Here is a 23,713-nt window from a genome sequence, read left to right as displayed (position 1 = left end):
ATCTCGTAGCGCAGCGGAAATTTCTCGACTTCGGGATTGGGATGCGCGCCGGCCTCGATATAGATGCACTGCGCGGGGCAGGCGGTCGCGCAGAGAAAGCACGCGGTGCAGCGCACGGTTGAGTCGGGGCGCAGCGTCAGGCGATGGCTTCCGCGATAGCCCTCGGAGTAGGTCTTGCGCTCATCGGGGTACTGCACGGTGGTCGCGGCCTTGCGATCCCGCGCGAAGCCCATCGCGTGCGCGATATGCAGCCCCAGGTTGCGGAAGAAGTGGGCGTTGATGGTCACCAGGCCGCGCAGCACTTCGCCGAGATACAGGCGCTCCCAGCGGGACAACTCTTCGCGTCGTTTCATTATTTTTCGGTTAACGGGTGCGCGTTGGATCGGGTCAGGATCGAGTTGGGTAAATCGGCGCGAATCCGCGGCGACGCTATCGCTCGGCTGACAGGCTCGGCCTCGGAACGGTCACTATAGGTGGTGGCCGGAATCGCGGTCAAGTTGGACGGCGCAGGAACTCCATCTCCGCTGGCGTCGAGGTGCGGCCGAGCACGGCGTTGCGATAGGGAAAGCGGCCGAAGCGGCGGATGACGTCGCGATGCTGTTCGGCGTACTTGACGTGTTCGGTCATTTCGGGATGCTCCGCGGCGAGCTTCTGAAAGAGCCGTATCGATTCTTCCTGGTCCGCGGGATTTTCGCTGTGCTCGAACGGCATATAAACGAACGAGCGCCGGATCGGTGAGAGCGCTAGGTCCAATCCGCGAGCGATCGCTTCTCTTGCAGTCGCACGTGCCTGCGGGTCGGTTGCGAACGAGCGCGGCGTGCCGCGGAACATGTTGCGCGGAAACTGGTCGAGCAGCAGGATCAACGCGAGCGCGCCGGGCGGCGAGTGTTTCCAGCCGTCCAGTTCGCCCGCCGCGGCGCGTTCGTGGTCGGCGAGAAAGCCGGCTCGGCAGGCCTCGTCGAAGCCCGCGTCCTGCATGAACCATCGGCGCTCCTGCTGCGTATCGGAGCCGTCGCCGAACCAGAATTGCAGGATTTCATTGATCTTCGTTTCCATCGAAGGAATTCCTTATGCAGTGGACGCGCTCGCTTCACGCGGCGCGCGATCAGAGAATATACTCTCTGAACGCCGGCGCGGTCTGGCATCGTTCCCGCCATGAAGAAGATCATCCACCTCAACGCCTTCAGTCAGTGCGCGGCTGCGCTGCAATCGTTCGGGCAGTTCCGCAATCCGCGCGACCGCACGTCGCAGGATTATACTTCGACGCGATTCTGGGTCGATCTTGCGCGCACGCTCGAGGCCGGATGCTTCGATTCGATCTTTTTCGCCGACGTCCACGGCGTTTACGACGTTTACCGGGGCAGCGCGGAAGCCGGAATCCGTCACGCCGTGCAGTTTCCGGGCAACGATCCGACGATGCTGTTTGCGGCGATGGCGCAGGCGACCCGCCATCTCGGCTTCATCTCGACCTACAGCACGACTTACTATCCGCCGTTCCACACCGCCAAACTCTTTTCCTCGCTCGACCATTTCACCGGCGGCCGCGCGGGATGGAACATCGTGACCTCTTATCTCGCCAGCGCCTGCCGCAACGGCCTCGGCGAGATGCTGCCGCACGACCAGCGCTATGAGCGCGCCGAGGAATATATGGAGGTCGTGTACAAGCTGTGGGAGGGAAGCTGGGAGGACGACGCGATCGTGCGCGACGCCGCCCGCGACATGCATACCGATCCCGCCCGCGTCCATACGATCAATCACAAGGGCAAATATTTCGAGGTCGAGGGGCCGCACATGTGCGAGCCCTCGCCGCAGCGCACGCCGCTGTTGCTGCAGGCCGGCCAATCGAGCCGCGGCGTCGCGTTCGGCGCGCGCCACGGCGAGGCGCTGTTCCTGGTCTATCCGACGATCGAGGTCACGCGCGCGCGCGTAGCGCGCATCCGCGCCGCCATCCGCGAACAGGGCCGCGACCCCGCTCACGTCAAGCTGGTACTCGCGCTCTCGGCGATCGTGGCCGAGACCGACGCTGAGGCGCGGCTCAAGGAGCAGCGTCTGCGCTCGTACGCGAGCCCCGAGGGCGCGTTCGCGCTGTTCGGAGGATGGACCGGCGTCGATCTTTCGCAATTCCGTGACGACGACGTGCTGGACCGCTTTCCTTCGGAAGGCATCAAGTCGGCGGCGCGATGGTTCTCGGCAGTGCATCCGGATCGCTCGCCGCTTACTCTGGCCGAGGCGCGAGAAGAGATGAAGCTCGCGAGCCTGATGCCGATACTGGTCGGCGAGCCAGCGCGAGTCGCCGACGAGGTCGAGCGATGGGTCGACGAAACCGGCATCGATGGGATCAACCTGGTTCCGATTTACCAGCCCGGCAGCTTCATCGAGTTCGTCGAACTCGTGGTGCCCGAACTGCAGCGCCGCGGCCGCATGCGCACCGGCTTTGACGGCGCGACCCTGCGCGAAAATCTGTTCGGTGAAGGCGTCTCCCGCCTGCTGCCGGACCATCCCGCGTACCGAATTGCCGGCGTCAGTCCTCCGCGACGAGCTCGCGCTGCGAGCGCCTAGCGGCGAAGCGCTACCGGGAAAACCCGGGCAGAGGCGTCGTCGCGACGAGTGCTCTGCGAGCCGGCGGTCGGGCAGGTGAACACGTACGCGATTTTGGTCACCTTCCGCGTGCGGGCGCTGAACAGCACCATCATCACGATGCATGGTTCGACCTGGCCCTGGAGTTCGATCGCGCGCTCGTCGTGCCCGGTGTCCTTGAGCATCGGGTAGCGCTTGTGCACCGCTTTCGCGCCTAGGCCGGCGAGTGGCGAGTGCGCGTCCTCGATAATCACCAGCTTGTCGTTGTCGTCGAAGAACAGGGCGTAGCTGCTCCCGGGAGGATTGTAAACGGTGCTCGGTTCGGGCTGGACCTTGCCGATCTTGGCCTCGGGAAAGCCGGCCGGCGGGCGCGGATTGCCCGGATAGTCCTCGGGCGCCGCCGGGAACATCTTGATCACGTCGTCGAGCCCGCTCAGCCCCGGCACCAGGTCGCCGATCTTCTTTCCGTTGCGCAGCACGGCAGGATAGTGGAACGGTTCGGCCGCAAGCCCCGGCGCCGCCGCGAGAGCGGCGAGAGTCGTCGCCAAAGGGGCAAGCAACGAGACGACCACGACCGGGATCGGTAGCGGCCACAAGCGTAACGTCGAGCGCATAGCAACTGCCTGTCCCATTTTCGACATCGACTGGAGAAATCGCAACTCACGCGGAAATTCTTTTCGCGACCCGCGCGCTGAGCTATGCGCTGCCCGCTGGTTCGAGCCCGCTGGTTCGAGTATGTCATGCAGGCTATGAAAACCGAGCCTGCGCCCGCACCACTGGCTCCCGCCGCCGATGCGTCAGCCGGCACGAGCGCCGTCCACGCGCTCGTAGCAAGCTGTCTCGGCTGGACGCTCGATGCGTTCGATTTCTTCGTCCTCGTCTTCGTGGTCCCGGCAATCGCAAAGGAGTTCCATCGTTCGGTCGCCGACATCGCCTTCACCATCACCGCGACGTTGATGATGCGTCCGGTGGGAGCGCTGCTGTTCGGCTGGATGGCCGATCGATGGGGCCGCCGGCTGCCGCTGATGATCGACGTGGTTTTCTACTCGGTCGTCGAGATGCTGAGCGGTCTCGCGCCGAACTACACGGTCTTCCTTGTGCTGCGTGCGCTCTATGGAATCGGGATGGGCGGAGAGTGGGGTGTCGGCGCGTCGCTTGCGATGGAGACGGTACCGGCGCGATGGCGCGGGGTACTTTCGGGAGTGCTGCAGGAGGGCTATTCGGCCGGATACCTGCTCGCGGCAGCCGCTTACTTTTTCATCTTTCCGCGCTTCGGATGGCGTCCCATGTTCATCATCGGCGGCCTGCCCGCGATCCTCACGCTCTACATCCGGACCAAGGTGAAGGAGTCGAGCGCATGGGAGCGGATGCGTCCGGACACGCGCAAAATCCTGGGCACGGTGCGCGCCAACCTGCCGTTGTTCATCTACCTGGTCGTGTTCATGACGCTGATGAACCTGATGGGGCACGCGACCCAGGACATGTACCCGACGTTTCTCGAGCGTGAACGCGGGCTTGGGCCGCGGGCGGTCGCAACGATCGCCGCGATTTACAGCCTCGGCGCGCTGATGGGCGGCGTCACCGTCGGATGGCTTTCCGACCGAATCGGCCGGCGCCGTGCGATGGCGGGAGCGACGCTGGCCGCCGCGCTGGTGGTGCCGCTTTGGGTGTTTCCGCATTCGCCGGCGTGGCTCGCGGTCGGTGCGCTTCTGATGCAGTTCATGGTGCAGGGCGCATGGGGCGTTATCCCGGTGCATCTCTCGGAGCTGTCGCCGCCCCACGCGCGCGGGCTCTTCACCGGGCTTGCCTACCAGTTAGGGGTGATGTTCGCGGCCAACGCGGCCTTCGTCGAGGCCCTGATGGCGCGCCATACGTCGTACGCGGCGGCGCAGGCGATAGTGGGATCCGCGGCTTTGGTCGGCGCCGCGATCGTGATAAGCCTCGGTCAGGAGCGTAAAGGGTCCGACTTGCACGCGGCGGCGTCGTTTTGAGGGTCCGCGCACGGCGAGATCGGCAGGACGTAGAAGCTTCAGGTGGCCCGTCGTCGCCGTCTCCCTTCGGCTTGCCCAGGCGCAGAGCGCGTCGCGCGAAATCGCAAACGTGAGGTGAAGCAATGAAGTTCGGCATCTTCTACGAAATCTCCGTGCCGCGCCCGTGGGACCGCGAAACTGAAAAGCGGGTGTACGACAATTGCCTGGAGCAGGTGATGCTGGCTGACGAACTCGGCTTCGACCAGGTCTGGGCGGTCGAGCATCATTTCCTCGAGGAATACTCGCACTGCTCGGCGCCGGAGATTTTTCTCACCGCCTGCGCGATGAAGACCAGGAACATCCGCGTCGGCCACGGCATCATCGTCTGCGTCCCACAATTCAATCATCCGATCAAAATCGCCGAACGCACCGCGACGATGGATATCGTTTCGGGCGGGCGGCTCGAAGTCGGGACCGGCCGCTCGGCCACCTGGACCGAACTTGGCGGCTTCAACGTCAATCCCGACGAGACCAAAAAGACCTGGGACGAATTCGTGCACTGCCTGCCCAAGATGTGGACGCAAGAGCGCTTCGGCTACGAGGGGCGGTCGTGGTCGATGCCCGTGCGGACCATCCTGCCCAAGCCCTACCAGAAGCCGCATCCGCCGCTCTGGGTTGCGGTGACCAGTCCGGGCACCGAGATCGATGCAGCCGAGCGTGGAATGGGCAGCCTGGGGCTGACCTTCGGCTCGTTCAAGGAGCAAGGAGAGAAGGTCAAGAATTACCGCCGCATCATCCGCAACTGCGAGCCGGTCGGCGAGTTCGTCAACGAAAAAGTCAGCACGGTCAACTTTCTCTATTGTCACGAGGAGACCGAGAAGGGCGTCAAGAACGGGCGCCGGTTACTCGGCACGTTCAATTTTCTCGCCGCGCAGTTGCTCGCCTGCCGCGAGGCCTACCCGACCAAGTCGTATCCCTCGCTCGGCCTGTTGCCGACGCTCCGCCAGGAGGCGGCCGGCCCCGGCGACGATCACGGCGTGCCCGAGGGAATCGCGATCGGCGATCCAGAGCGCGTGTTGCGCGCGTGCAAGAACTGGGAGTCGGCGGGCGTCGACCGGATCAACTTTCTGCTGAACGCGCTCGAGACGATTCCGCAAAAGGACGTGCTCGAGAGCCTGCGCACTTTCGCGAAACACGTGATGCCGCATTTTCGCGACGAGAACCAGAGCGTCGCCGCGGCGGGGGGCCGCTGATGCCGCCGCGTCTCGGAAAGCTCGACGCAAAGACGTTCGCCGAGAAGGGCGCGAGCGAAATTCTCGGCTACGGGACCGAGCCGTGGACGCTCAAGCAGGCGCGAATTCTCAACTTCAACCACGAGATAGACGACGACCTCGGCGACTACCTGTTGCCGCGCACGATGCATCCGGCGATCCCGGCCTACGCGACGTTCACCGTAATCGTGTGCCCCGAGAGCCCGGTCGGCGCGTTTTCGCTGGGCGAGGTCAAGATCGCCGGGCGCGCCGGCGTGCGCCCGCGCGACTTCGTGCTGCGGAGCTTCTGCGACAGCGCCGACGCCCGGCGCGAACTGGCCGCGCGCTGGGGCTATCCCACGGCGCCCGGCGAGATCAAGCTGACCGTGCGGCACGACCGTGTGATCGGGCGTGTCGCCGCCGAGGACCGCACGATCCTGGAAATGGAAATGCTCGACCGCGACATGATCTCCGGCAACGACATCCAGTACATCGCGAGCATGCATCTGGCGCGCAATCGGGAAGACGGCCAGCTCGTGCTGGTGCAGGTCGATCCGGAGTTCGTCTTTTCGCGCGCCGAGCGCGGCCGTCCCGCGCTGCGCACGCTCGAAAGCGCCGCGTGGGGCGATTCGGGCGGCCATCTGAAAGTCCGCAATCCGATTTCGATGAGCTACGCTGTCGCCGACATAGCACTGCCCCGGATTCGCTTCATCTGCGACCCCGAGCGCCCGGCCTTCCAGGGCACGACGCGGGTTGCCGCGTAGCGGCTCGTCCAGTACCTGCCTGTCCGGCGCCCCTGGCCGCTCCCGGCACACCCCGTACGCTTTCAGGCCCGGCCCGCCCGCCGTAGCCCGCCCAAGAGGAGCTAGGGCAGAAAAATCGCATCGCTTGCGTTAGAATATTTCCTACATGCGCTGGACCACAGATAAAATTCGTCAATCGTTCCTCGATTTTTTCAGGGAACGCGGCCATCAGATCGTGCCCTCGGCGTCGCTGGTCCCCAAGGGCGACCCGACGCTGCTGTTCACCAACGCCGGGATGGTTCCGTTCAAGGATTATTTCCTCGGTATCCGCAAGCCGCCCCGGGCGCGCGTCGCCGACTGCCAGAAATGCCTCAGGATTTCCGGCAAGCACAACGACCTCGAAGCGGTCGGCCGCGACTCGTACCATCACACGTTCTTCGAGATGCTCGGCAACTGGTCGTTCGGCGACTACTACAAGCGCGAAGCGATCGAGTTCCACTGGAAGCTCGTCAACGAGGTCTGGGGAATCTCGGCCGACCGCCTGTGGGCGACCGTTTATAACGACGACGACGAAGCCGAGCAGGCGTGGCTCGAGCTCGGCTATCTGCCGCGCGAGCGGGTGCTGCGATGCGGCGCCAAGGACAATTTCTGGGAGATGGGCGAGACCGGACCGTGCGGTCCGTGCTCGGAGATTCATATCGATCGCGGAGCGGCCGCCTGTAATCGGAGCGGCCACGCGGACGCGGGCGAGGAATGCGCGGTCAATGTCGAGGGCTGCTCGCGGTTTATCGAACTGGCGAACCTGGTGTTCATCCAGTTCAACCGCGACGCGGCCGGGAAGCTTACGCCGCTGCCGATGAAGCACGTCGATACGGGCACGGGCCTCGAGCGCGTCGCGTCAGTGCTGCAGAGCCTGGAAACCGGCAAGGTCCTGGGAAATTACGATATCGACGTTTTCAAGGTTGTCATTCGTGCCATCGAAGAAAGGGCTAAGGCATCGCAAACGTTCGTCCGCTACGGGGTAAGCCAGAATTTCGATGTTTCACTTCGCGCAATCGCGGATCATGCGCGTGCCATCAGCTTTCTGATCGCCGAAGGGGTTGTTCCCGGTAACACCGGAAGGGATTACGTGCTTCGTCGGCTGATTCGCCGAGCAGTGAGGCACGGGCGACGCTTAGGTATACGCACTCAATTTCTTTCGTCGGTTTGTTCAGACGCCGTAGTCTCCGCGTTTGGCGAAACCTACCCAGAACTCAGGGAAGCAAAAGACAAGATCAGTCGCGAGGTCTCTCAAGAGGAGTCGCGCTTCGCCGAGACCCTCGATCGGGGCTTGCAGTTGATAGCGGAGTGGCGGGAGCGCCAGTCCACGATCAAGAGCAGGAGATTCCCCGGCGACGTAGCGTTTCAGCTCTATGACACGTATGGCTTTCCGCTGGATCTCACTGAAGACGTGCTTCGAGACGACGGGTTCGAGGTCGACGTCGCCGAGTTCAACCGCCTGATGGAAGAGCAGCGCGAGCGCGGGCGCGCCGCGCGCAAGGACGACGCGATCGCTCCTGAAATCAAGCTCGACGCAAGCGCCGCCTCGCGCTTCGTCGGCTACCATCGCTACGACGCCGAGTCCGAAATCCTCGCGGCCCATCGCGACGGCGACAATCGTGTGATTCTGGTGACCGCCGAGACGCCCTTTTATCCCGCAGGCGGGGGCCAGATCGGCGATCGCGGCGTGATCGAGTCCGCAAACGGCGCGCTGCTCGAAATCGTCGATACGCGCAAGGCCGACGGCTCCATCCTCCACGTCGGACGGATGCTGCGCGGCGCGGCGGGCGATTTCGAGCGCGGGCGGCCGGTCAAGCTGGCCGTCGATCGGACGCGCCGCGACGCCGCGATGCTCAATCATTCCGCGACCCATATCCTGCACTACGCGCTGCGCGACGTTCTCGGCAGCGGAGTGCATCAGGCGGGCTCGCTGGTTGCGCCTGACCGCCTGCGCTTCGACTTCGCGCACGCGGGTCCGGTCGGCGAGGGCGAGCTCGCGAGGATCGAGGAGGAGATAAACGCGCGGATTCGCGAAAACGCCGAGGTCGCGACCCAGGAGATGGCCTACGACGACGCGATCAAGGCGGGCGCGCTCGCGTTTTTCGGTGACAAGTACGGCGACGTCGTGCGCGTGGTGCGGATGGGCGACTTTTCGGTCGAACTGTGCGGCGGCACGCACGTCAATCGCACCGGCGATATCGGGTTCTTCAAGCTCGAGGCCGAATCGGGCGTCGCCGCGGGCGTGCGCCGAATCGAGGCCGCGACGGGGCAGGGCGCGCTCGATTCCATTCGCCGCCGCGAGCGAATCCTGGAAACGATCGGCGGCCATCTGGGGGCCCGTGACGACGCCGCGGTCGAGCGCCTGCAGCGCCTGCTCGCGCGCGAGAAGGAGCTCGAGAAAAAACTCCGCGCGCTCGAACAAAAGCTGGTCGCAGGAGAAGGCGCGGCGGGCGGCGCCGATGCGGAGAAGCTTCGCGAGGCCGGGGGCGTGAAAATCGTCACGCGGCGCGTCGAGGGCGTCGACCCGCGGGCGCTCCGCGAGATGGCCGACCGGATGCGGCAGAAGTACGGCTCCGCGGTGGTCGCGCTGGGTTCGGTCGTTGACGACAAGGTGGCAATCGTGGTCGCCGTCACGTCCGATCTAACCTCTCGAATCAAGGCCGGCGATATCGTCAAGCAGATCGCGCCGATCGTCGGCGGCACGGGCGGCGGACGGCCGGATTTCGCGCAGGCCGGAGGCCGCGACGCCTCGCGGCTGGACGAGGCGTTGGAACGGGTCGCCGCGCTGGTCGCGTAACCGCTCCTGGATGCTCGCGCGCACGCTTAATTTGGCCGTCATAAAGCCGGGCTTTAAAAGTGAACACGAAAAGAGCTACGATCGACGACTACCCGGCGGATCGTCCGCTCCGGCTCTGCGGACCCGGACGCCGCGAATAGACGGCACAGAGGCTTAGCAACACCATTTCTCAGTCAGCCACCGAAGATTCCCTCGAACTCCACTTCGACGACCATCGGTTCTTTACCGATCTTCTCGGTCAGCACGACGCACACGTTCATGTGATCGAGCAGGCGCTCGGCGTGCGGATTGGCGTCAATGGCAGTACGCTGCGCATCTCGGGCGCACATGCGGACCAGGCGCTGGCCGGCAAGGTGCTGAGCGATCTCTACGAGATCGTGAAGCAGGGCCATCCGATCTACCCGAGCGACGTCGAATACTCGGTCCGGATCGTGCGCGCCGACCGCAACGTCGATCTCAAGGATATTTTCCTCGATACCATCTACATCTCCGCGCACAAGCGCGTGATCGCGCCCAAGAGCGTCAACCAGAAGCGCTATATCGACGCGATCCGTTCGCACGACATCGTCTTCGGGATCGGACCTGCCGGGACCGGCAAGACATACCTGGCGATGGCGATGGCGCTGGCGGCGCTGATGAAGAACCAGGTCACGCGGATGGTGCTCTGCCGGCCGGCGGTCGAGGCCGGCGAGCGGCTGGGCTTTTTGCCCGGCGACCTGGCGGAGAAGGTCAATCCGTATCTGCGCCCGCTCTACGACGCGCTGCACGACATGGTCGATTTCGACCGCGCTCGCCGGATGCTCGAGCGCGGCACGATCGAGGTCGCGCCGCTCGCCTTTATGCGCGGCCGCACGCTCAACGATTCGTTCATCATCCTCGACGAGGCGCAGAACACGACCTCGGAGCAGATGAAGATGTTCCTCACCCGCCTGGGCTATAGCTCCAAGGCGGTGATCACGGGCGATATCACGCAAATCGATCTTCCTAGCGGCAAGCTTTCGGGATTGAAAGAGGCGCGCACCGTGCTCGCCCGCACGCCCGGTATTTCGTTCGTCCACTTCGACGAGCGCGACGTCGTGCGCCATCGCCTGGTGCAGGCGGTGATTACCGCCTACGAGGCGGCCTCCGAGGGGCGGCTCGATCTCCTGCCCGACAACGGAAGCAAACTCGCGAAGGAATAGGCGGTGGCGGTCGCGCTGCGATGCGAGGGCGGCCGCGGGCGGCCGTACGCGGCGCAGCTCCGTGCCGACGGGCGGCGCCTGATGGCGCTTCTGGGCGTTGCGGGGTGCGAGCTGTCGGTTGTGATCGCCGGCGACGATTTCGTGCACGCGCTCAACCGCGAGTTTCGCGGCAAGGACCGGGCAACCGACGTGCTGTCGTTCTCGCAGCTCGAGGAGACCACATCTGAGGAGATGCCGTCGGACACCGCGTATCCGGGGCGGCGGCGCGGGCGCATCGCGCCCGCGCCGCCGCCGCTCGGCCCCGCGGCGGGCGCCGCACTCGGCGACGTTGTGATTTCCGTGGATACGGCGGGCCGGCAGGCGCGACGTCTCGGCGTCGCGCCTGCGGCGCGGATGCGGACGCTGCTGGTGCATGGATTGCTGCACCTGCTGGGCTACGACCACGAGCGCTCGCCCGCCGACGCGCGGCGGATGTTCGCGCGCGAGCGCGAACTGGCCGCGGCGTTGCGGCGCATCAGCTCGAGAGCACCCGCGAGCGCCAGACCAAAGCCGCGAAGTTCAAAGCCGAGGCCGCGGAGCGCAAAGGCAAAACTGCGGGGCGCAAAAAAATGAGCAGGCGGCGTCTGAAGGTACCGGCGGCCGCGACGCTCACCCATTTCACGCGCGCCGCAAAGACCTCGTCGGCGCTGGACAACCTCGTTGCCATCCTGCGCGACGGCGTCATTCGCTGCTCGACCCGGATGGTACGCGAGGGGCGCGCCGTTGTATGCCTGTTCGACGTGCCGGTGCGCGACTTGCGCCTTCTGCTTGACCGGCGTAACCGCCGCCGCTATGAGCCCTTCGGGATCGCGATCGATAAAAGGTATGCTTTCCGGGCGGGAGCCCGGCCGGTTGTCTATATGCCGTGGCGCGAGGCCGAAAATCTGCTGGCGCCGGGCGAACGATGGCGCGTGGTGGCCCTTGAGCTTGAACGGAAGACACCAATTGATTGGAGCTATGAGCGCGAATGGCGGATGGCGGGCGATCTCGCTTTGCCGGCCGGCCGTGCGGTTGCGCTGGTCGAGACCTGGCGCGACGCCGACGAAATCTACGATCGCTTCCAAGGCCATCCCCCATGCGCCGGCCTGATACCGCTTCGCGAGCTATTCGGGACATCCTGAACGGCCCGCTCAATGCTTCGACCCGCCTTGCGCTGTGCGTCATCAGCGGTATTGCGTTGGGTGTCGCCTTTCCCAAGTTCGACATCAATCTCCTCGCATGGATCGCCTTCGTTCCGCTGCTCCAGGCGATCGAGGGCGAGAGTATGGGCCGGGTCTTCGGCTACGCCTTCTTCCAGGCGTTGGTCTGCTATGTCATCTCGCTCTACTGGATCGAGTACACGCTCCATCACTTCGCCGGCGTCAATCCGATCCTCGCCGCCGGGCCGCTGGTCCTGTTGGCGGCGATCATGGCGCTGTTTGCGGGACTAGCGATCTGGGCCGCCGAGTTCACGACGGTACGCCTTGGGTTGCCGATTTTCGTGACCCTGCCGATCGCATGGCCGGCAGTGGAATGGCTCCGCAGTTTCTTTCCGATCGGATTCCCGTGGAATTTGCTCGGCTACACGGCTTACCGGAACCTTCAACTGATCCAGTTCGCGGAGATAACCGGCGTTTACGGCGTCTCGGCGCTGATCGTGTTCTTCAATGCCGTGGTCTTCGTCGTGATCTTCGGCCATCATACGCGACGCGTGCAGACCTGGAGCCTCGGGACGCTGACGGCCCTGATGCTCGCGGTGCTCGCCTTCGGGGCGATCCGGATGGATACACTCGCGTCAGAACGGCCGGCCGGAAAAATCCGGGTGGCCATGGTCCAGGGCGATATCCCGCAGAGCATCAAATGGGACCCTGGGTTTCTCGCCAGCAGCTTTGACGTTTATGTCGACCAGACCGAACAGGCCGCGCGCCATCACGTTGACCTCGTGGTATGGCCGGAGGCGGCGGCCGCGTTCTTCTTTCAGCCGACGCCGCTCTATCCGCCGCGCTTCGCCGCCGACGCGATCTATCGCGACCGCCTGCTCAAGCTCGCCACCGACACCGCCACTCCGATCCTGTTCGGCGCGCCGGCGCTCGGTGTCGCCCCCGACGGCGTGGTCGGCACCTACAACCGCGCCTACCTGGTCTCGGGCGAGGGCAAGGTGGCCGGCTTTTACGACAAGATTCAGCTGGTGCCCTTCGGCGAGTATGTGCCGATGCGCCCGCTGCTGGGGCTGATCGTCAACCGCATCGTGCACGGCTTCGGCGACATGATTCCGGGCACAGCGCAGACGCTCTTTCCGGTCAAGGGCGCGCAGCTCGCCGTGCTGATCTGCTACGAGAGCATCTTTCCCGACCTGACCCGGCGGGCGGTCAAGGGAGGCGCCAACGTCCTGCTCAACATCACCAACGACGCCTGGTACGGCGAGAGTTCGGCGCCCTACCAGTTGCTCGCGATGGCCGCGATGCGCACGGTCGAGACCAAGGTCCCGATGGTGCGGGTGGCCAACACCGGGGTAAGCGCGATAATCGACGCCGACGGCAGCATCACGGCGCGCACGCCGCTATTTAAGCGCGGCACGGAGATCGAGGACGTGAGCTGGCGACCGCGGCGCACGATCTACACGATGGCCGGCGATCTGTTCTCGGAGGTTTGCTTCGTGCTGACGCTGGTCGGCGTGCTGCTCGCGATCCTGCGCGGCCGCGGCGCGCAAGCTATGCCCTCGCCGGTCGCGGGAGCGCTCAATCGCAACGGAAAAAGCGGTTGACGCAACGGCGGCGCTGCGCTCGCGCCGAGGGCCATTAAGCTTAAGCTCCGCATCTGGCACAATGAACCGGATAGCGGGAAACGCTCCCGCACGGAGTGAGACATCGTATGGAACTCAGCGAAATGCGCGATCAGATAGCCGACTTCGAGATTCGCACCGAGAAACTCGGGAGGCGTCTTTGACGTCGCGAGCCTCAAGTCCCGCCATGAAGAACTGCTGAAAGAGACCGGCAAGCCCGGCTTCTGGGATCGGCCGGACGCCGCCCAGGCTACGCTCAAGGAAAACGATCGCATCAACGAACTGCTCACGGGCTTCGAGCGGCTGCGCACGGCGCTCGACGAGGCGCGGCTCTTTTTATCGATGGCCGAAGAGGAGGGGGGGGAGGGCTCCGAGGCGGCCCGCGAAACGGAAGCGGCGCTCAACAAGACGCGCGCCGAAATCGAGCGCCAGGAATTGCAGGTGATGCTCGGCGGCGAGTACGATCGTCTCGGCGCGATCGTTTCGATCCATCCGGGCGCCGGCGGGCTCGAGGCGCAAGACTGGGCCGATATGCTCCTCAGGCTGTACCTGCGATGGGCCGAGCGCCACGGCTACAAGACCGACCTCGCCGACCTGCAGCCGGGTGAAGGCGGCGGGATCAAGAGCGCGACCTTCACCGTCGAGGGCGACTACGCCTACGGCTACCTCAGGGCCGAAGCGGGAATCCATCGCCTCGTGCGCATCTCGCCCTTCGACGCGAACGCACGGCGTCATACCTCATTCGCATCGGTCTTCGTTTTTCCGGCGATCGACGACAAGGTCGAGGTGACGATCAATCCCGCCGATCTGCGCGTCGATACTTTCCGCGCAAGCGGCGCCGGCGGCCAGCACGTCAACAAGACCGACTCCGCCGTGCGCATGACGCACATTCCGACCGGGATCGTGGTGAGTTGCCAGAACGAACGCTCGCAGCACAAGAACCGCGCGATGGCGATGAAGATTCTGCGCGCGCGGCTGTTCGAGCTCGAAGAGCGCAAAAAGCGCGAGCAGTTCGAGCAGTTCAGCAAGGAGAAGAAGGACATCACGTGGGGCAGCCAGATCCGCTCCTACGTCCTCCAGCCCTACCGCATGGTGAAGGACCATCGCACCGGCGTCGAAATCGGCAACACCGACGCGGTGCTCGACGGCGCGATCGATCCGTTTATCGAGGCCTTCCTGATGGGCGTGCGCAAGGCGGGCGCCGAGGTTGCGCCGGCCTGACGCGGCGCGTCCGCTTGCACGGCGCGTGTGCGATGGCGCAGAGTCTAAGAGCGCCTGCGTTGCGCCGCGCTCTGCACCTGCGGCCCCGGAGAGATTCGAGCTTAAGGAGATTCTATGATCGACGTTTATTTCTGGATGACGCCCAACGGCTACAAGGTCACGATCGCGCTCGAAGAACTGGGGATGCCTTACAACGTCATCCCGATCAATATCGGCAAGGGCGACCAATTCAAGCCCGAGTTTCTCAAGATCAGTCCCAACAACAAGATTCCCGCGATGGTCGATTCGGAGGGTCCGGACGGCAAGCCGATCTCGCTTTTCGAGTCCGGCGCGATCCTGATTTATCTCGCCGACAAGAGCGGGAAATTGATGCCGAAGGATGCGCGCGGGCGCTACAACGTGCTCGAGTGGCTGATGTTCCAGATGGCGAGCGTCGGTCCGATGCTCGGCCAGGCGCATCACTTCCGCCGCTACGCGCCGGATCAGATTCAGTACGCGATCGACCGCTACACTAACGAAGCCAAGCGCATCTACAACGTGATCGACAAGCGTCTCGGAGAGGTTCCGTACCTCGCCGGCGACTATTCGATCGCCGACATCGCGACCTATCCGTGGCTCCGCCCGCACAAATGGCAGGGACAGGATCTGGAGGACTTTCCGAATCTGAAGCGCTGGTACGATGACCTGGAAAAGCGTCCGGCGGTGCAGAAAGGATGCGCGGTAATGGCCGAGCAGCTGCATCACGGGCCGCCGGACAAGCAGTCCTGGCAGACGTTGTTCGGCCCCAAGCAGTACGAGAAGCGTTAGAGGCGAAGCCGCGGCGCGTCTCTTTGAGCGCTCAGCAGCGGGCGTTCAACCGCGATTGGCGTCGAGCAGCTTCAGCAGCGTGTGCACGGTCTCGGTCGCGGGCACGCTCAGCCCGCGGCGGCGCGCGGCGCGGAGCACCGCTCCGCTTATCGCGTCGTACTCGAGGCGCTTGCCGCGTTCGAGGTCCTGCAGCGTTGAAGGCTTGACCGCGCTCGCGTTGGAGAAATTGCGGGCGACGTTGTAGAGCGCCTCGACGTCTTCGTCGGATATGTTCGCGCCCTCGGCGCGGCCCACGATCGCGGTCTCGCTCATCAGGCGATGCACCAGGGCGGCGCCTTCGGGCTCGGCAAACATCCCGCCGAGCGTGCAGCGCGCGAGCGTGCTCACCGTGTTGGTGCCATTGTTGCCCATCAGTTTCTTCCAGCGCACGCTCTTCAGATCGCGCGTGAACTGGCCGAAAACTCCGGCACGTTTGAAAGCCTCCGCGATCCGCTGCGCGCGCGGCGTGTCGGCGCCATCGAGTTCGCCGAACTCGACGATGCCGGATGCGGTATGCAGCAGCTTGCCCGGCGCAGTCAGTTCGGCGCCCACGCGCGCGTTGCCGCCCATAACCGATTTCCGCGGCAACACCGTGCAAAGCGCGTCTTCATTCTCGACCCCGTTCTGGATCGTCATCACCGCGCCGTCTGCGGCGAGGCATCCGTCGAGCTGTCCGGCGGCGGCCACAGTGTCGTAGGACTTGACGCAGAACAGGATCAGTTCGTACGGGGCGAATTCGCGCGGGTCGCCGGTTGCCTTGACCTGGAGGACGAAATCGCCCTGGATGCTTTTGACTTCGAGGCCATGCTCGCGGAGCGCGCGCAGGTTTTCGCCGCGCGCGCAGAAATATACTTCCTCGCCGGCGCGCTGCAGGCGCGCCCCGTAGAAGAGTCCTACCGCGCCTGCCCCCATGATCAGAATTTTCATCGTTGACTCCTCAGGCGGCGCGGGCAAGCGCTTCCTGCCACAGGCGCGTTACCGCGGCGCGCAGCTCTTCGAGCGTGCCGTCGTTGCGAAGCACCGAGGTTGCGTACTTGCGTCGCTCCTCGTCCGGGAGCTGCGCGCGGATGCGCGCCTCGGTCTGTTCGGGCTTGAGCCCGCGGTCGCGCTCGACCCGTTCGACCACCTGTGCGCGCGAGGCTGTGACCAGCCAGATCTCGTCGAACAGCGGCTGCCAGTTGGCTTCGATCAGGATTGCCGCCTCGATTACGATCGGCCGCGTTTCGCCGCCGCGGCGCATCGCCGCGACCATCTCGCCCATGCGCGCGAACATTTTCGGATGCACGATCGCGTTGAGCCGCTTGAGCGCCGCCGGGTCGGCAAAGACGATCGGTCCAAGCTTGCGCCGGTCGATCGTGCGGTCGGGGGCGAGAATTCCTTCGCCGAACGCATCGATCAATTCCCGGTAAGCGGGAGCGCCCGGCTGATAGATCTCGTGGCCCACCTTGTCGGCGTCGATCGCGGGCGCGCCCAGCTCGGCCAGAATCTTTGCCGCCGTGCTCTTGCCCGATCCGATTCCGCCCGTGAGTCCGATTGTGATTGGTTTCATCGCGATTGAATCGTTGTGCCGCCGCGGCGGGCCAGGCAGGCCGGCTAGCCCGCCGCCTCGCGTCCCCACGACTGCAGATTGTAGAGGTAGCTGAAGAAGCCGCCGCGCGAAAGCAATTCGGCGAAGGTGCCCTGCTCTGCGATTTCGCCGTCGCGCAGGACCAGGATGCGATCTGCGTTCTGAATCGTGGAGAGCCGATGCGCGATCACCAGCGTGGTGCGGCCGCGCATGGCCTCACGCACCGCCGCCAGCACCAGCGCCTCGGTCTCCGCGTCGAGCGCGCTGGTCGGCTCGTCCATCACCAGCACCGGCGCGTCGCGGAGCAGGGCCCGCGCGATCGTCACCCGCTGCGCCTCGCCCTCGGAGAGGCTGTGGCCCCCCTGGCCGACGATCTCGTCGAGGCCGGAGGGCAGCCGCGCGATCACCGGGTCGAGGCGGGCAGCCGTGGCGGCGCGTTCGATCTCGCGCACGCTCGCGCCCGGACGGCCGAGCGCGATATTCGCGCGCATCGTGTCGTACAGCACCAGCGGTGGCTGCAGCACCATCGCGACGTTTTGCCTTAGCGACTCCAGGGTGAAATCCAGCGCGTCGTGCCCGTCGATTTTGATCACGCCCTGTTGCGGTTCGTAAAAGCGCACCAGCAGGCTCGCCATCGTCGTCTTGCCCGCGCCGCTCGGCCCGACGATCGCGATCGTTTCGCCGCGCCCGGCGCGAAAGCTCACGCCCTTGAGCACCAGGTGGCCCGGCGTGTAGCCGAAAACGACGTCGGCGAACTCGATCTCGCCGCCCGCGCGTCCGAGCGTGCGCGCTCCAGGACGGTCCTTGACTTCGGGTTCGATCGCGAGCAACTCCAGGCATCGGCGCAGCCCCGCCAACGCACCCTGCACCATGCCGTAGGTCTGGAACATCTGGTTGATCGGCGCATAGAGAGAGGCGAGGTAAGTGGCGAAAATGATCAGATCGCCGATCGTGAGACGGCCGCTCATCGTGTGCAGCGCGCCGATATAGATCGCGAGCGCCGTGCCGATCGCAATCAGGACGTTGACCGCGCCCGCGTATCCGGTCTGCAGGATGTAGAGCTTGAGCGTTTCGCCCAGGCTCTCCGTGCTGGATTCGACGAACTCGCGGTAGGATTCGGCCTCGCGGGTGAAGGCCTGGACCACGTGGATCGCGGCGAGCGAGCGATGGGCCACCGTGTAGAGGCGGCTTTCCTTGACCCGCGCGGCGGCGGCGGCGCGATCGATCGGTTTGCTGGCGGTTGCGATCAGGACCGCCAGCAGCGGCACCACTCCGAGCGCCACCAGCGTCAGCTCCGCGTCGATACGCATCATCACGACGAACATCTCCGCCAGCATCACCAGGGAGGAGAGCAGCGGGAACAGCCCGTTCATCGCGATGGTCTGGACCGAGAAGGTGTCGTACGTGATTCGCACCATCAGATCGCCGATCGGGCGGCCGCGATGGAACGACAGCGAAAGTCGCTGCAGATGGTCGAACATCTCGGCGCGCAGGTCGTTGACCATCCGCTGGCCGATCGAAATCGAAATGTAGTTGTTGAAGACATTGATCAGGCCGAGCACGAGGTAAAGCACCACGAGGCCCGCGCAGACGGCGGCCAGCAGATGCACGGACGAAAGCCCGATGGCGAACGCGGGCCACGCCGCGCCAAGCGGAGCGCCGCGCAGAACGTTGTCGATCACGATCTTGAGCGGCCAGGGCTTGAGCACTTCGAGTGCGGCCGAAATCGTCACGCATACCACGGCCAGCGCGAGCCGGCCCAGATGCAGCCGCGCGCGGCGCAACACCACGCCGATGAGCCCGAGCGTGCCCATCAGGCGGCTTCTTCTTCCACGTGGGCGCGGGCGCCGAGCGCTGCCGCGGCGTCGGCGGCTGCAGCCTTGAGCGCGGCGGGCATACGGCTTAGATGCAGCACGGCGAGCGCCGCCGCGCATATTCCCGCGCTCGCGGCCGCGGCGATAGCACCCACGCCGGAGAAGCCCGTCGCGAGCATCAGCACGACGATCGCCGCTGCACCGATCGCGATTCGCCGTCCGGCAGGCAGCGCGCGCCATGACAGGGCGACGCGGCCGTCCTCCAGTTCGAGGCCGTTCAGGTGCACGCGCATCGCAGGCGGAATCACAACGATGATGTCGTAAACTTCGTAACGGTCGCCGGCCGCGGCAGCCAGCCCGCGGCGGACCAACGCCGTGCGCATCGCCTCCAGCAGCGGTTGGATACCGCCGTGGCCGAAGGGCTCCGCCAGCGTGACCAGCACGCGGCCGCGCGCGCGTACGGTCGCAGCCTCGTCGTCCGCCGGACCGGGTCCCGGCGTGGAGTTCCATTTGACGCGTTCGCGCTCGGCGCTGCGGGCGAGCGCTCCGGCAAGCGCCGCGACCGCAAGCAACGCGCGCGACACGGGGGTCATTCTGACGCTGACCGACGGTCTTGCGATCGCCGCGAGGCGAAGCGCGCTTGCGAACGTCAGCGCAAGCGCGGCGCATCCAAGCCACCCCATCGGCGCGCTTGCCAAACCGGCGACGGCCATGACGATCGCGATCGCGACCCACGCCGCGGTGAGCGGCAGTTGCACCAGCGGAGAAGTTCCGCTGTCCGGATAGACGCTTTGAAAAAGACCGCGGCCGAAAGCCCCGTAATAGATCCGCGCGCCGCCAAGCAGGCCGCTTAGCCACGAGGCGCCGCCATACATCGAGCCCGTGCCGCCTTCCTTCATCGGATACTTGCGAAACAGCAGACCCTCGCCGCGGCCGTATCCGCGTTGCTGTTCGACGTAGGCCGCAAGCGTCGCGCGGCGCTCATGGATGACGACCGCGGCGGGCGCGCTCGCGATGGCCATCTTTTTCTCGCCAAGCCGCCACGAGAAATCGACGTCGTCGCCGGCCGCAGTGAACATCGGATCGAATCCGCCGGTTGCACGGACCGCCGTCTTGTCGACGATCATGTTGCATCCGCAGAGTTGTTCGAGCGTGTCGTCGCCGGCGCGGACCTCGCGCGGTTGCCCGGGCGCGGCGGCGATCGCGGCGGCGAGCGCCGAGGCGGGCGGCGGCGCGAAATTGAGGCCGCCGGCCGCCGCCGCTTCGCGCCGCGTTAGCGATTCCGCCAGATGGTAGAGCCAATCGCGATCGGCACACGCATCGGCGTCGATGAAAGCGACCGCGCTTCCGGCGGCGGCCTCGATTCCGCTGTTGCGCGCGGCGGCGAGTCCGCGATGCTCCACGCGCAGCATCCGCACGCCGGCCCGCGCCGCGATCTCTCCGGTCTTGTCGCTCGAACCGTCGTCGACGACGATGGTTTCGTAGTCCGGGTAGTTGAGCTGGGCGAGCGATGCGAGGCAATCGGCGAGCGTCGCTTCCGCGTTGTAAGCGGGCACCACTACCGAAAGTTTCGGAGGATGTTTCAGCGGCGGCGGCAGCGGGGATTGGAAGACTGCGCTGACTGCGTCGAAGGCGAGTTTGCGCGCGCGCTCACGGGTCACGAGCCCGAAGGCCCAGTCCGCGATTTCCGCGCCGCCGGTATGCCATTCGTCGGTGAAGGCGAACACGATAAATCCCGAGAGCCCCAGCTCAAACGCCGCGCGCGCCTGCCACGTGAGGAGTTCGGCCTGATGCTCTTCGCCCTCGCGGATGGTGTCCATTCCCGTTTCGCTCAATACCAGCGGACGATCGCCCGTCGCCGCCATCAGATGGGTCAGGTAGCGGCGAAAGTCGGGCTCGCGATGCAGGTACACGTTGAAGCAGATGAAATCGAGGAAACTCAGATCGAGATATTCGGATGACGGATAGTTGGAATAGGTGAAGAGCGAGTCGGGCGCGATGCTTTTGCCGAGGTCGTAGAGATCGCTCATGAAGCGGCTGACCGCGCGCGCGCCGTGCCAGCGGACGATATCGGAGCGGATCTCGTTGCCGAGGCTGAAGGCGAAGATGACGTCGGCGTAGCGGCGCATCTCGCTCACCGATGTGCGGATGGTGTTGCGAATATCGGCGGACATCTGGCGCGAGTCGAGAAACGCCATGTGAAATGGCCACGGCATCCCGACCATCAGGCGCAATTGGTGATTCGCGGCCAGCTCGAACATCCACGGTGGCGGTGGCACGTACGTGCGGACCACGTTGGCGCCGAGCTCACGCATCAGCGCGAAATCCTGTGCCGCACGTTCGGGTTCCGGATAACGCTCGCCGCGCGAATTGGGGCTGAACGGCCCGTAAGAAACGCCGCGTGCGTGAAACTTACGCTCACCCTCGAACAGAAATTTGCCGCGTGCGACCAGACGATCCATTCCGATGAGCTAATCGTAAACAATCAGAACGCGCAACGCGCCCGTGCGCGCACGCGCGGCTCGCTTGGCGGCGAAGCTCGCAGGCGGCGTCAGAGCATCAGACCAATCCGTGGATCTTCGCGAACGGATCCCAGGACGGATCGCGATGCCATTCGTATTCCATCCGGATAGCGATTTGCTCGGCAGTGTTTACGTCCACCAGCCTCGCGATCATCGCGAGCGCCATATCGATTCCGGCCGAGACTCCCGACGACGTGGTGAACTTGCCGTCCTCGACCCATCGCGCCTGCCCGACCCATTGGACTGCCGGGCCCTGCGAGGTCACCCACTTGAAGGCGAGCTTGTTCGAGGTCGCGCGGCGTCCGTCGAGCAATCCGGCGCACGCGAGCAGCGCTGCGCCGGTGCATACGGAAGTCACGACCTCGGCTTGCGCTGCGCGTCGCCGCAGCCATTCCAGCAGCGCCGCGTTGTTGACCTCCCGCCGCGTGCCGATACCGCCCGGCACAAGGATCACGTCGATTGGCGGACAATCGGCGAGCGCATAGTCGGCGACGGCGCGTGGCCCCTGCGCGCTTCTAATCGGTCCAGGCGTTTCGGCGGCCGCGACGATTGTGTATGCGCGGGTAATTTCCGCGAGCATTCCCCACGCTTGCAAAGGGCCGAATACATCGAGCAGTTCGAAGCCCTCGAAGAGCAGCACGCCGACGGTTTTCCGCGATGCCATCAAGCCTCCCATTCGCGCGCGGAGCTATATGTGCGCGGAGCGTGAAGGTTAACCACGGACGTCGCGGCGGGCAAGTGCGCGCGCTAGCCCGCCGCGGCGTGGCAGCTGCCCGGTGCGCCGCCGCCGCCCCGGCCGCTGCCTCGGCGAGCGCTGCTGGAGCGGCCGTTTTACGGTCGCTCCAGCAGCGCTCGCGCCGCGTCGCTGTATACGCCCGGCGCGTCGTACATCACCAGCGGCGGCTCGACTTCGACTTCGACCCCGCCGCCCTTGCGCGCCTCGACCAGCACGGTCGAGGCGCTGGCGGCGGCGTAGGGATGGACGAAGCGGATGCGCTTGGGCTCGAGGCGGCGGCGGCGCAGCGCCGAGACAAGCTCGGCGCTGCGCGCGGCGGATAAGACGAAGGCAGCGCGGCCGCCGTGGCGCGCGTAGCGCGCCGCGGCCGCGACGAAATCCTCGAGGCGGGCCGCCGCCTCGCCCCGAGCGAGGCGGCGGCCGGCGAGCGGACTTTCACGCCCGCTCAGGCGGGCGCGAAACGGCGGGTTGGCGAGCACCAGGTCGAAGCCGCCGGCAGCCGTCCCGAGCGCGCCGCGGTTTCGCAAGTTGCCGCAGATGGCTCGGACCATGCCGAGACCGTTGAGCGATACGTTGCGCGCGATGAGCGCAGCGAGCGCCGGTTGAAGCTCGAGCGCGATCACTTCGTGCGGCTTGACGAGGGCGGCGTAGATCAGTGCGACGACGCCGCATCCCGCGCCCAAGTCGAGCACGCGCGCGGCCGGCCGCGCGGCGGCGAAGCGCGCGAGCAGCACGGAGTCGACCGAGAAGCGGTAGCCGCGGCGCGGCTGGTAAAGGCGCAGCGCCCCGCCTAGGATCATGTCGAGAGTTTCTTCCGCGGTCGATTCAATCATGGATTCCGCCGATCAGGGCGAGCGTTACGCACGGATCTTTCGCAAGGCCGGCGTCTATCTCGCCAACGGCAACCTAGCGCGCGCGCTCGAGGTGCTCAAAGAGGGATGCGACCTCGCCGAGCGCGAGGGCCATCCGAAGATGGCGCGCCTTTTCGCGGCCGAGATCGAGCGGGCGAAAACGCCGGCCGCTCCGGAGAATGAATAGCCCAAATTCCAGCCCCGCTTGACGGTTCGCGGATCGTACTTACCTTCTTTTTAGCAAGGCGCGCAGGGAAACGAGCCCGGCGTGCGCAGCAAAAATCAAATGCGACCGGCATAACTGCGGTCGGAAGGATTTGCACAATGGAAGTGGTACTGGGAAACGGCTACGCGAACGGATGGCTGTACGACCGGATGAACAGGCTCAACCGGCTGTTCAACGAAACGGGTCTGCTCGGTGAAACGGGACGGGTGGCTCAAACCCATGTGACGCCGCGCGCCGACGTGGTCGAGGATAGCGAGGGATATCATTTCTACTTCGACATGCCGGGCATCAAGGCCGATTCGGTCAATGTCCAGGTCGAGGACGGCAGCTTGGTGATCGAGACCGAGCGCAAGCGTCCGGAGTGGTCGAAGGAGGCCGAGATTCATCTGGCGGAGCGCAGCTACGGAACGATCCGCCGGGCGTTCACGATGCCTGAGGACGCGAGCGCCGATGCGATCAAGGCGACCTATCGCGACGGCGTGCTCGAGGTGGCGGTGGCCAAGAAGCCAGAGGCCAAGCCGACCAAAATCAAGGTCAACGTCGAGAACTAAGGCCCCGCGCGGCGCGCCGCAC

Annotated in this window: 21 protein-coding genes and 1 pseudogene; 13 read left to right on the top strand and 9 right to left on the bottom strand. The window is 65.4% G+C overall.

The genetic code is table 11. From position 1 onward, the window contains the following. Both VMI09_07650 and VMI09_07645 read right to left on the bottom strand, forming a co-directional pair. Positions 1 to 353: hypothetical protein (locus VMI09_07650; GenBank protein HTQ24555.1), on the bottom strand; the 353-nt coding region annotated here is incomplete at its 3' end. Between the two features lie 139 nt (positions 354 to 492). Next, positions 493 to 1,056, bottom strand: a complete 564-nt coding sequence (locus VMI09_07645; GenBank protein ID HTQ24554.1) for a DUF924 family protein — start codon at positions 1,054 to 1,056, stop codon at positions 493 to 495. Positions 1,057 to 1,155: 99 nt separating this feature from the next. Between VMI09_07645 and VMI09_07640 the strand changes: the two genes are divergently transcribed. Next, positions 1,156 to 2,559, top strand: a complete 1,404-nt coding sequence (locus VMI09_07640) for an LLM class flavin-dependent oxidoreductase (protein HTQ24553.1) — start codon at positions 1,156 to 1,158, stop codon at positions 2,557 to 2,559. Here the strand turns inward: VMI09_07640 and VMI09_07635 are convergent. Beyond that, positions 2,556 to 3,209 (bottom strand): hypothetical protein, encoded by a 654-nt coding sequence (locus VMI09_07635; GenBank protein HTQ24552.1) that lies wholly within the window; start codon positions 3,207 to 3,209, stop codon positions 2,556 to 2,558. The genes VMI09_07640 and VMI09_07635 overlap by 4 nt on opposite strands. A gap of 117 nt (positions 3,210 to 3,326) precedes the next feature. On the opposite strand from VMI09_07635, the gene VMI09_07630 reads away from it, so the two are divergent. The 10 genes and pseudogenes from VMI09_07630 (at position 3,327) to VMI09_07585 (ending at position 15,385) form a co-directional block, all read left to right on the top strand. Beyond that, positions 3,327 to 4,568, top strand: a complete 1,242-nt coding sequence (locus tag VMI09_07630; GenBank protein HTQ24551.1) for an MFS transporter — start codon at positions 3,327 to 3,329, stop codon at positions 4,566 to 4,568. Positions 4,569 to 4,690: 122 nt separating this feature from the next. Continuing rightward, positions 4,691 to 5,800, top strand: a complete 1,110-nt coding sequence (locus tag VMI09_07625; GenBank protein ID HTQ24550.1) for an LLM class flavin-dependent oxidoreductase — start codon at positions 4,691 to 4,693, stop codon at positions 5,798 to 5,800. Further along, the gene (locus tag VMI09_07620; protein ID HTQ24549.1) at positions 5,800 to 6,561 is read left to right on the top strand and encodes an acetoacetate decarboxylase family protein; all 762 of its coding nucleotides are present in this window, start codon (positions 5,800 to 5,802) and stop codon (positions 6,559 to 6,561) included. Before VMI09_07625 ends, VMI09_07620 begins: the two co-directional genes overlap by 1 nt. Positions 6,562 to 6,706: 145 nt before the next feature. Further along, on the top strand, positions 6,707 to 9,376 hold the full coding sequence (alaS, locus tag VMI09_07615; GenBank protein ID HTQ24548.1) for an alanine--tRNA ligase: 2,670 nt from the start codon (positions 6,707 to 6,709) through the stop codon (positions 9,374 to 9,376). A gap of 260 nt (positions 9,377 to 9,636) precedes the next feature. Continuing rightward, the gene (locus tag VMI09_07610) at positions 9,637 to 10,557 is read left to right on the top strand and encodes a PhoH family protein (GenBank protein HTQ24547.1); all 921 of its coding nucleotides are present in this window, start codon (positions 9,637 to 9,639) and stop codon (positions 10,555 to 10,557) included. 3 nt (positions 10,558 to 10,560) lie between these two features. Continuing rightward, entirely contained in the window at positions 10,561 to 11,169 is a 609-nt protein-coding gene (gene ybeY, locus VMI09_07605; GenBank protein ID HTQ24546.1) for an rRNA maturation RNase YbeY, read from the top strand. Next, the gene (locus VMI09_07600) at positions 11,166 to 11,717 is read left to right on the top strand and encodes a hypothetical protein (protein HTQ24545.1); all 552 of its coding nucleotides are present in this window, start codon (positions 11,166 to 11,168) and stop codon (positions 11,715 to 11,717) included. Before ybeY ends, VMI09_07600 begins: the two co-directional genes overlap by 4 nt. Next, positions 11,672 to 13,339: an apolipoprotein N-acyltransferase gene (lnt, locus tag VMI09_07595; protein ID HTQ24544.1), complete on the top strand. Its 1,668-nt coding sequence runs from the start codon at positions 11,672 to 11,674 to the stop codon at positions 13,337 to 13,339. Before VMI09_07600 ends, lnt begins: the two co-directional genes overlap by 46 nt. Before the next feature lie 183 nt (positions 13,340 to 13,522). Next, positions 13,523 to 14,578 (top strand): annotated as a pseudogene (gene prfB / locus VMI09_07590) (peptide chain release factor 2). A 114-nt stretch (positions 14,579 to 14,692) separates the two neighbouring features. Next, a complete protein-coding gene (locus VMI09_07585; protein ID HTQ24543.1) occupies positions 14,693 to 15,385 on the top strand; it encodes a glutathione S-transferase N-terminal domain-containing protein in 693 nt (230 codons plus the stop codon). A 45-nt stretch (positions 15,386 to 15,430) separates the two neighbouring features. On the opposite strand, the gene VMI09_07580 is transcribed toward VMI09_07585, so the two are convergent. The 6 genes from VMI09_07580 to VMI09_07555 all read right to left on the bottom strand — a co-directional run bounded on the left by VMI09_07580 (position 15,431) and on the right by VMI09_07555 (position 22,896). After that, a complete protein-coding gene (locus VMI09_07580) occupies positions 15,431 to 16,351 on the bottom strand; it encodes a 2-dehydropantoate 2-reductase (GenBank protein ID HTQ24542.1) in 921 nt (306 codons plus the stop codon). A gap of 10 nt (positions 16,352 to 16,361) precedes the next feature. Continuing rightward, positions 16,362 to 16,973 carry a dephospho-CoA kinase gene (coaE, locus tag VMI09_07575; GenBank protein HTQ24541.1) on the bottom strand — a complete coding sequence of 204 codons (612 nt, stop codon included), beginning with the start codon at positions 16,971 to 16,973 and terminating at the stop codon, positions 16,362 to 16,364. A gap of 44 nt (positions 16,974 to 17,017) precedes the next feature. After that, the gene (locus tag VMI09_07570) at positions 17,018 to 18,805 is read right to left on the bottom strand and encodes an ABC transporter ATP-binding protein (GenBank protein HTQ24540.1); all 1,788 of its coding nucleotides are present in this window, start codon (positions 18,803 to 18,805) and stop codon (positions 17,018 to 17,020) included. Further along, on the bottom strand, positions 18,805 to 21,267 hold the full coding sequence (locus VMI09_07565; GenBank protein HTQ24539.1) for a glycosyltransferase: 2,463 nt from the start codon (positions 21,265 to 21,267) through the stop codon (positions 18,805 to 18,807). Before VMI09_07565 ends, VMI09_07570 begins: the two co-directional genes overlap by 1 nt. 97 nt (positions 21,268 to 21,364) lie before the next feature. Continuing rightward, entirely contained in the window at positions 21,365 to 21,991 is a 627-nt protein-coding gene (locus VMI09_07560) for a DJ-1/PfpI family protein (protein HTQ24538.1), read from the bottom strand. A gap of 167 nt (positions 21,992 to 22,158) precedes the next feature. Beyond that, the gene (locus VMI09_07555; GenBank protein HTQ24537.1) at positions 22,159 to 22,896 is read right to left on the bottom strand and encodes a methyltransferase; all 738 of its coding nucleotides are present in this window, start codon (positions 22,894 to 22,896) and stop codon (positions 22,159 to 22,161) included. On the opposite strand from VMI09_07555, the gene VMI09_07550 reads away from it, so the two are divergent. Further along, complete coding sequence (locus VMI09_07550) at positions 22,895 to 23,101, top strand: hypothetical protein (protein HTQ24536.1); 207 nt, start codon at positions 22,895 to 22,897, stop codon at positions 23,099 to 23,101. The two genes, VMI09_07555 and VMI09_07550, sit on opposite strands and share 2 nt — an antisense overlap. Before the next feature lie 137 nt (positions 23,102 to 23,238). Further along, on the top strand, positions 23,239 to 23,691 hold the full coding sequence (locus VMI09_07545; GenBank protein ID HTQ24535.1) for an Hsp20/alpha crystallin family protein: 453 nt from the start codon (positions 23,239 to 23,241) through the stop codon (positions 23,689 to 23,691). Positions 23,692 to 23,713 lie beyond the last annotated feature (22 nt).

It is taken from the genome of Candidatus Binataceae bacterium, assembly GCA_035500095.1.
Lineage (GTDB): Bacteria > Desulfobacterota > Binatia > Binatales > Binataceae > JAKAVN01.
Note: the sequence above shows the minus strand (reverse complement) of the source record. Positions and strands in the feature narration are given on the sequence as shown.

Excerpts from the sequence above, each read along its gene's own strand:
- VMI09_07550 (HTQ24536.1), top strand. The coding sequence starts at position 22,895 with ATGGATTCCGCCGATCAGGGCGAGCGTTACGCACGGATCTTTCGCAAG.
- VMI09_07555 (HTQ24537.1), bottom strand. The coding sequence starts at position 22,896 with ATGATTGAATCGACCGCGGAAGAAACTCTCGACATGATCCTAGGCGGG.
- VMI09_07545 (HTQ24535.1), top strand. The coding sequence starts at position 23,239 with ATGGAAGTGGTACTGGGAAACGGCTACGCGAACGGATGGCTGTACGAC.
- VMI09_07635 (HTQ24552.1), bottom strand. The coding sequence starts at position 3,209 with ATGGGACAGGCAGTTGCTATGCGCTCGACGTTACGCTTGTGGCCGCTA.
- VMI09_07630 (HTQ24551.1), top strand. The coding sequence starts at position 3,327 with ATGAAAACCGAGCCTGCGCCCGCACCACTGGCTCCCGCCGCCGATGCG.
- VMI09_07585 (HTQ24543.1), top strand. The coding sequence starts at position 14,693 with ATGATCGACGTTTATTTCTGGATGACGCCCAACGGCTACAAGGTCACG.
- VMI09_07570 (HTQ24540.1), bottom strand. The coding sequence starts at position 18,805 with ATGGGCACGCTCGGGCTCATCGGCGTGGTGTTGCGCCGCGCGCGGCTG.
- VMI09_07645 (HTQ24554.1), bottom strand. The coding sequence starts at position 1,056 with ATGGAAACGAAGATCAATGAAATCCTGCAATTCTGGTTCGGCGACGGC.
- VMI09_07620 (HTQ24549.1), top strand. The coding sequence starts at position 5,800 with ATGCCGCCGCGTCTCGGAAAGCTCGACGCAAAGACGTTCGCCGAGAAG.
- VMI09_07560 (HTQ24538.1), bottom strand. The coding sequence starts at position 21,991 with ATGGCATCGCGGAAAACCGTCGGCGTGCTGCTCTTCGAGGGCTTCGAA.
- VMI09_07625 (HTQ24550.1), top strand. The coding sequence starts at position 4,691 with ATGAAGTTCGGCATCTTCTACGAAATCTCCGTGCCGCGCCCGTGGGAC.
- VMI09_07580 (HTQ24542.1), bottom strand. The coding sequence starts at position 16,351 with ATGAAAATTCTGATCATGGGGGCAGGCGCGGTAGGACTCTTCTACGGG.
- lnt (HTQ24544.1), top strand. The coding sequence starts at position 11,672 with ATGCGCCGGCCTGATACCGCTTCGCGAGCTATTCGGGACATCCTGAAC.
- VMI09_07565 (HTQ24539.1), bottom strand. The coding sequence starts at position 21,267 with ATGGATCGTCTGGTCGCACGCGGCAAATTTCTGTTCGAGGGTGAGCGT.
- alaS (HTQ24548.1), top strand. The coding sequence starts at position 6,707 with ATGCGCTGGACCACAGATAAAATTCGTCAATCGTTCCTCGATTTTTTC.
- VMI09_07600 (HTQ24545.1), top strand. The coding sequence starts at position 11,166 with ATGAGCAGGCGGCGTCTGAAGGTACCGGCGGCCGCGACGCTCACCCAT.
- coaE (HTQ24541.1), bottom strand. The coding sequence starts at position 16,973 with ATGAAACCAATCACAATCGGACTCACGGGCGGAATCGGATCGGGCAAG.
- VMI09_07640 (HTQ24553.1), top strand. The coding sequence starts at position 1,156 with ATGAAGAAGATCATCCACCTCAACGCCTTCAGTCAGTGCGCGGCTGCG.